This window comes from Clostridia bacterium (genome assembly GCA_014360065.1).
Classification (GTDB): Bacteria; Bacillota; DSM-521; order Neomoorellales; family JACIYF01; genus JACIYF01.
This window is the reverse complement of sequence record JACIYF010000125.1, coordinates 1-6,805: the sequence shown is the minus strand read 5'-3', so window position 1 is coordinate 6,805 and position 6,805 is coordinate 1. Positions and strand designations below refer to the sequence as shown.

The 6,805-nt window shown below is 57.2% G+C and carries 7 protein-coding genes; 3 read left to right on the top strand and 4 right to left on the bottom strand.

Annotation, left to right across the window (positions count from 1 at the left end):
- The 4 genes from H5U02_13055 to H5U02_13040 form a co-directional block, all read right to left on the bottom strand.
- Nucleotides 1-549, bottom strand: a 549-nt coding sequence (locus H5U02_13055; GenBank protein MBC7343349.1) for a hypothetical protein, incomplete at its 3' end; no start/stop codon positions are given.
- A 146-nt stretch (nucleotides 550-695) separates the two neighbouring features.
- A complete protein-coding gene (locus H5U02_13050; GenBank protein ID MBC7343348.1) occupies nucleotides 696-1,247 on the bottom strand; it encodes a helix-turn-helix transcriptional regulator in 552 nt (183 codons plus the stop codon).
- Nucleotides 1,248-1,606: 359 nt separating this feature from the next.
- Nucleotides 1,607-2,827 carry a radical SAM protein gene (locus H5U02_13045; protein ID MBC7343347.1) on the bottom strand — a complete coding sequence of 407 codons (1,221 nt, stop codon included), beginning with the start codon at nucleotides 2,825-2,827 and terminating at the stop codon, nucleotides 1,607-1,609.
- A 122-nt stretch (nucleotides 2,828-2,949) separates the two neighbouring features.
- On the bottom strand, nucleotides 2,950-3,870 hold the full coding sequence (locus tag H5U02_13040) for a prenyltransferase (protein MBC7343346.1): 921 nt from the start codon (nucleotides 3,868-3,870) through the stop codon (nucleotides 2,950-2,952).
- 1,235 nt (nucleotides 3,871-5,105) lie between these two features.
- Between H5U02_13040 and H5U02_13035 the strand changes: the two genes are divergently transcribed.
- From H5U02_13035 to H5U02_13025, 3 genes are all read left to right on the top strand, one after another.
- The gene (locus H5U02_13035) at nucleotides 5,106-5,438 is read left to right on the top strand and encodes a hypothetical protein (GenBank protein ID MBC7343345.1); all 333 of its coding nucleotides are present in this window, start codon (nucleotides 5,106-5,108) and stop codon (nucleotides 5,436-5,438) included.
- 490 nt (nucleotides 5,439-5,928) lie between these two features.
- Complete coding sequence (locus H5U02_13030) at nucleotides 5,929-6,180, top strand: toxin-antitoxin system protein (GenBank protein ID MBC7343344.1); 252 nt, start codon at nucleotides 5,929-5,931, stop codon at nucleotides 6,178-6,180.
- A complete protein-coding gene (locus H5U02_13025) occupies nucleotides 6,177-6,518 on the top strand; it encodes a type II toxin-antitoxin system PemK/MazF family toxin (GenBank protein MBC7343343.1) in 342 nt (113 codons plus the stop codon). The genes H5U02_13030 and H5U02_13025 overlap by 4 nt, the downstream gene beginning before the upstream one ends.
- Nucleotides 6,519-6,805: the final 287 nt, after the last annotated feature.

The window sequence follows — 6,805 nt, the reverse complement described above, 5'->3', positions numbered from 1 at the left end:
CCTCTGCGCAGGCACACCGGGGCGCTGGTTGCTGTGATAGACTATCCGCAGGGTAGCTCTGGCCGTGTGCACGTCTACAGGCAGCGGAACCTGCTGTATGTTCCTGAGATCGATTCCGGCCACATCCTTGAGAATCCGCAGCCAGAAAGGCAGGATCTTTCTGCCGGCGAGCCCGGGCAGATCCCCAAGCCTTTTTCCGCGGTCGTGAATCAGCCGGGCGTCATAACCGTACTCCTCCAGGAGACCGGCGGGGCTTCCGCCGTAACGGCCTGCAAAAGTGCGGCAGAGGCGCCAGACGTACCAGGCGTTGTTATTCGGATAGCGCCCGGTGAACCCGTGAGCGGACATCGCCCGGTGGACGTCCTTAACGTCACGCCGGGCCACTTGGGTCATGTCAAACAGCCACCTGGTTTCCGGGTCCAGGTACGTTTCCGCCGCCGCCTGCCACAGGCGGTCGGCATCGGTCTGATAGTCCAGGGCAGCTGCGACCGTCAGCACGTTAACCCGATCCTTTGACGGCACCCGGCTGAGGTAAAAGCACTCAGGCATATTTTCCCTTTTCCTGCCGAGCACGCCCGAACCCCTGTGAAAGGCCTCAAAAAGCCGCGTTGCCTGGGGAAATGCGCATAAACCAACCGGTGCCACGAGATTACCCTCCCCGTATACTCGGTGTGGGCCGCGGAGCCCGTCGCTGGTTATGAATTATTTGGCTCTTCCGCAGCCATCTCCTCGTTACCTTTGCCGAGCCTTCGCAGCCTCGCCATAGCCTCCGTAACTTTGGCCCTGGCCCGTTCGGAGAATCCTTCCCGGAATACCTCCTGCGCACTATGGATGTAGAGGGCCAGCTTCTCCTTCACCTTCTTATCCTGGCACTCCGAAGCAAGCGCATCGACGAGAAAACGGAGAAGTTTCTCCCCGACCACGACGCTGTTGCCCAGAGAATCAAACCGACCACCGAGGAAAGTATCCAGGTCACCAAGGCCCAATTCACCCGCCTCTATCCGGGCCACAGCGGTCTGCGACACGCCTGCTGCCATGGCAAGCTGTCTTTGCGATATTTGGGCATACTCCCGCAGTATCTTGACTGGGCTCTGCTCCGGATCGTCCAAGCAGTCCCCGAGGATTTCCACTATTTCGTCGGTCAGCGGTTGGGGGCCAAAATGCTCTTCGTACGCTCCCCGGCGTAGCGCCTCGGCCACGAATTCTTTCATTTTCTCAGTAAACCTTTTCGCTAATTCCCTGGCCACTGCGCGGTTGAACTCAACTGCGTGAGCCAGGCCTTATTAGATTTTACAGCAGTTTTTGGACATAACCTATTGTTTTGACCGGCTCAAGTTATCTCAAGCGATGCAAAAGACTTTGCGCGAGGCAGCCAAAACGCATGTTGTCTCCCCTGCGGACAAACGAATTCTGGGGCCCATAAAGGAGATGGAAGAAGGTGTAGGCACTCAGTTTGATCCGGATGTAGTCAGGTTATTCCTCAAAATCTACCGAAGCAAAATTTGTTCAGTAGAGATGGTGGTTCAAACCTACCCGTAAGAGGAGAGCCGGAGCATATTTGGGGTTAAGTTTAGAAAAGTTAAAAGCCGAAAGCGAGAGGTTCTCTTTATGAGTGGGAATTAAAGCCGTGGGTGTTAATGAAACAGGAGGGGTCTTCGGCCAGGTAATCGCCGGTCAGGGCGTAGGCCCGCCCTCGGCAGCCGCCGCATACGGGGTTAAAGGGACAGGTGCCGCATCGACCGCGGAGGGTTTCTTTCCGCCGGCGCAGGTTTTGAAATACCTCTCCCTCCTGCCAGATGGCATCCAGAGGTTTTTCCCGTACGTTTCCACCGCTTATGGGGAGGAAGGGGCAGGGCCACACATCCCCGTTGGGCTTGATATAACATAAGCCCCATCCGGCCGCGCAGCCTTTGAAGGCCATCGTTGCTGCGGTCATCCTGCGGCGGCCGTTCTCGGCGTTACGGGTGAGATAGGCCCAGTACTGGGGAGCGGCCACGGGTTCAATGATGGTAGAGCTGTCTCTTTGGCGCCGGGCAAGGAGTTTGGTTAGGGCTTCGTTTTCGGACCGGGATAGGGCTCGGTCTTTAATGTTCTCTCCCCTCCCGGTGGGGACCAACTGGTAAACGAGCATTATCTCTGCCTGGTAATTGTTGCCCAGTTCGACAACCCTGGGGATTTCTTCCCAATTATATTGCATGGCGGTTATGTTTATCTGAATAGCCATCCCGGCTTCTCGGCAAGCTTCCAGTCCTCGGATGGCCTTGTGAAACGCGCCGGGTGAGTTGCGGATAAAATCGTGCACTTCGGGCCGGGCCGCATCGATGCTTATGGCTGCGCCTACCACGCCAGCGCGGCGTAGTTTTCGGGCTACGTCGGGCGTGATCAGCGTTCCGTTAGTAGCGATCACGTTTTGGAAGCCGAGTTCGTGGGCATAGTCGGCCAGTTCGAAGAGGTCGGGGCGCACCAAGGGCTCACCGCCGGTGAATACGAGCATGCGGAACTCATCCATCCGGGCCAGCTCCCGGATCATTTTTTTTGCCTGTTCGGTGGTGAGCTCGTCGGGGGCGGGTTTCCCGCCGAGGGCGTGGCAGTGGCGGCAGCGCAAATTGCAGGCAGCGGTCATTTCCCAAACAGGGTGATTAGGATATCCTATGCACCCCATTCCGATTGCGCCTGCGGCTACGGGAATGGTCTTAAAAGAGCGGAGTAGCCACTGGGGAAGCTTCCTCCAGGAGGTACATCCAGCGTAATACAGGGCCGAAAAAAGTTGCTTGGCCAATAATGTAGGGGGTAGATAATAGGGTTTTACCCGTGGTACGTGGTTCATTATTTCCTCGCCCGCCTTGTACTTGTCTTCACTCGAAGATTCCAGCTGCTGGGGTTTCTTGTTTCCCCATGACGGCTGATGAACCCGGCAGCGGCCGTATTTGCTCGGACTACACGTGCCGTCTAAAACGAGAACAGATAGTATGCCGTGCACGTTGTCGAGATCAGAAGATTTACGGCCAGGGTGGTCCCGCAGATTTGCTCCAGTATCCGGGGATCAATATATTGCTTTCTGGTTATATAAACAAGATTTATAGCTACGAGTGCGGCCACGGCCAGACAAAGGGCTGCCAGGGTCCAGGACGGTGTTAGCAGAACGTTGTATGCCAGAGTGAGGGCGGCAAGCAAGAGTATTCCCGCGTAGAGGCGGATGGCAGCTTCCGGTCCCAGCCGGACGACCAGGTTTTTCTTTGCGGTCAGGCGGTCGGCCTCCAGGTCGGGGAATTCGTTGATGAGGATTACGGCAGTTATGCTGAATGCGATGGGCATGGAGACCAAGGTTGGCGTTAAGGTTAGCTTCCCGGCAAGAAGATAAAACCCCGTGTTTACCGGAAGCCAGCCGTAGCAAATGCCAATGAGCAGCTCTCCGATACCCTTTTCTACCCAGCGGAAAGGCTTGGTGGAGTAAAAAACGCCGGATACAAAACCGAAGGTACCCAGGGGCAGCACCAGGGGCCCGGGCCGGTAGTACAGCAGGAGGCATAACCCGGTCAAGACTGCCAGTGCCGCTGCCGACGCACCCCCGTACAGGGCCAGTCTCGGTGATAAGCCTTGTGCGCCTTGGAAAGCCCGGGAGCCGCCGGAGAAACGGTTGTAGCTTCGGTTTATGGCGTCGCCCTCATAGTCGAAGTATTCACCCAAAAGATAAGTGGCCAGCATGATCAGAATAACGGTAGTCAGACCAAGGCAAAAGACCGGACCGTTCCAGGGGTGTCCACTGTGTACCGCTATGACTGTGCCTAAGATAAAGGGGGCTACTCCCACGGTATGAAAACCGGGGCGCATAGCCTTTAACCAGGTCAGGGCAATTGCAGCAGATGCCATTTGCCGTTTTCCCTCGCTTTTGCTCAGGTTGCTTTAAAGAGCCCGGCTCGCTCAACCTTTTATTCGGCAGACAGCTTCACAAATCCTTCCTTGGTGGACGGGGATGGTGATCGGTGGTGAAATGGGGGCTCAGAGCAGTTCCTCTGCACGTCGGGCTATAGCGCCGATACTGCGGCGAGGCCCATTAGTGGTGAGCCGATGGGGGCGCGGGGTTGGGAAGCAGCTGTGGACCTGCTGATATCGCCCGCCACTAGGTACGGGAATGCGCAGGCTCGGCAACTCAAGGTGCTTGTCTGCCAGTTAGAGAACATGCCGCACCCCATCGGCGACCAGCGGAAAGACTTCGGTAGCCACGGCGTCAGCTCAAGCTGGATTAGCTTGACGCAAAGACCCGTTCAGCCAGGTTCGCAAGCCAATCCTTCGGTGGAGTTGTAAAGTTGGAGAGAATGGCGTGCAAGCCTCTAGCAGGCCCTTAGAACCACTGAAATGGCCGGGTAAACTCTATTGCCCGGCCATTTTGGTGTGCGCCCGGCATGGGCGTTAAGTTGGTGGTGAAAGTCCACTGCAGGCGAGGCAGCACCGGCCTGCTAGCCAAAGGTAAGGGGGTCCATCGTGAGGTGGGATCCGGAGGAAGCCGGCGGCAAACCTCCGGCCCGAGGATCACGAACCCCAGGCGAGGCTAGTGGCAGCTGGATGAGCCCGCGTGCCAGGGCGAAGTCCTTTAACGTGCGGCTGCCAAGAGTAAATGGGGCGGTAGATGGAGGGAAAGACAACGCCCTTACCCGGGGAGGCCTGCCGGGTACGCCCAGCACTCAGGCAACTGAGGGCTGGGTAACCGGGCCGGGAGGCACGGCTGAACCGGCAGGAGTCAGCTTCAGGCATAGTACCCTGGGGTTCACGAACTCCGGGGAAGGCCCGAACATCAAGTCAGAGGTGAGACCGATGCGTTCGCGAGAAGGGCGAAGAAAGCAGAAAACCCCCGAAAGGAGCCTGCCCGCGGGAGGAAGCGGTGAGTCTGCCAGGGACCACGGGAGGGATGAGCCCTTCTCCGCCACCAGGCGAAGCGTCACCTCGCGGAGATAGAAGTAGCAGGCTGATGGAGAAGGTCAACCTGTCGGCTTTGGTTTAACTGAGCGCCCGGTTCCTGGGCTTGGGAAGAAGCCTGATTGTTGTGCCGGAACGATTTTGGAGATGGGTTTCGGGAGCATCCTTATGCAGAAGGAGAGGATCAGATAATGATCGCGAGGTTTAAGGCTAGGCGGTTTGTTGTGGCTTTCTTTGGCATGTGCTTAGTATTATTGCTGTTGGCCGGATGGTGCGGTTCTGACGGCGGCAGCACTGCCAGCCCTGTGCCTAGTTCTTCTCCTGGTACTAGTAAAAGTGAGGAAGGACTGCTAAGCAAAGCTACTCATGCGACGGTGATGACCGTACCTGCTAATTGGGACAGTGATGCTGAAGAGGACGGGATAATTGTGTATCCTGACCTGAAAGATGCCAACGACCAGACGGTTCAGTATGAGGGAGTGCAGCGGGCCAGCAGTGCCCCGTGCAGCCAGCCGTACAACTAGGCATAAAAAGTACATATGGATGCTGGGGCCCTGGTCCGGAAGCGATCCAGCACTCAACCTTTGGTTGCAGCCTGTGCAGGATCTCTTCGAGTGGTTGGGTGCTGGACAAGGCAAATTAGAGAGTCAGCGGGGCGGCTAAAACTAAGAATGCGCGGGCCGATCGAACAGGTCCCGTTTGGTATTGATGCTAGCCCGCTTGAAGCGGTTGTGGGTTCTCTCGATATCACTGTCCCGCTACAGATTGACACTAGATCCTGGCTTGCGCCATGCAGGCTCAGGCCGATTATCTTGTGACAGGCGATATGAGACATATTTTATCTACTCGACTTCACCGGGACATCCCCCGAAGGCTTAAGCGACCCCAGCCTCAAGTCAGTCTTTCAGGCTACCCGGGAATGGTACGCCGCCCGCGGCGTCGATCTCTTAAAAAGCTGCAAACAGGCTTGCTTTTGCGTAAACTAAAATGTAAGCTTGCAGTGGGGTGGTAAGTATGGCCACAGCGATAGTTCGGGTGAGCAAGGCCGCCTGGCACACCCTGAAAGACCTCTCCGAGCGGCGTGGAGAAACGATGCAGGAGATTGTTGACAAGGCGCTGGAGGAATACCGGCGCAAGCTCTTCTTGGAGGAGGCCAACCGAGCTTTCGCGGAAATCAGAAACAATCCCCAAGCCTGGCAGGAGGAGCTTGAAGAGCGAAAGGCTTGGGATGCGGCAATCGCCGACGGCCTGGAGGAAGGGGAATGAGGACCCCTCTGCGCGGCGAAGTTTGGCTCGTAGACCTCGACCCCGTCGGCGGGAGCGAGCAGGCTGGACGCCGACCGGGGCTCGTGGTTTCGGTCGATCTTTTCAACCGCGGGCCGGCTGACCTGGTGGTCGTGATCCCCCTGACCACCCGGGAGAAAGGCATTCCCTGGCACGTGGCGGTCGAGCCGCCGGAAGGCGGGCTCAAAGAAAAGAGCTTCATCAAGTGCGAAGACCTGCGCTCGGTAGCCAAGGAACGACTCCTAAGCCGGCTGGGGGCGGTGTCCGCTGAAACTTTGGCGGCGGTGGAGGACCGGCTCAGGATACTGCTGGGAATCTGATCGGAATCTCATGCGACATTTTTTCGGTCGCTTCTCGCTCGCAAAGGCATCAAGTATCCGCACCCAGCCAGCCTGCACACTACCAACCAGATCAAAGACCCTACCCTGGGCTGCGGCGCAGTACAGTCACGGGCGACGAGGTCCCAACGGGGAGGCGTATTTTGCGAAGGTGAACCAGAATCCTATTATGTTGGTTGTTCCTGCAGAGTGACCTTTATAGCCTTCAGGCAAACTCCTTCAGGATGTAAACCTACTCCATGTTCACCAGGGTGGTGCCGGCCCGGTAG

Excerpts from the sequence above, each read along its gene's own strand:
- H5U02_13025 (MBC7343343.1), top strand. The coding sequence starts at position 6,177 with ATGAGGACCCCTCTGCGCGGCGAAGTTTGGCTCGTAGACCTCGACCCC.
- H5U02_13030 (MBC7343344.1), top strand. The coding sequence starts at position 5,929 with ATGGCCACAGCGATAGTTCGGGTGAGCAAGGCCGCCTGGCACACCCTG.
- H5U02_13040 (MBC7343346.1), bottom strand. The coding sequence starts at position 3,870 with ATGGCATCTGCTGCAATTGCCCTGACCTGGTTAAAGGCTATGCGCCCC.
- H5U02_13035 (MBC7343345.1), top strand. The coding sequence starts at position 5,106 with ATGATCGCGAGGTTTAAGGCTAGGCGGTTTGTTGTGGCTTTCTTTGGC.
- H5U02_13045 (MBC7343347.1), bottom strand. The coding sequence starts at position 2,827 with ATGAACCACGTACCACGGGTAAAACCCTATTATCTACCCCCTACATTA.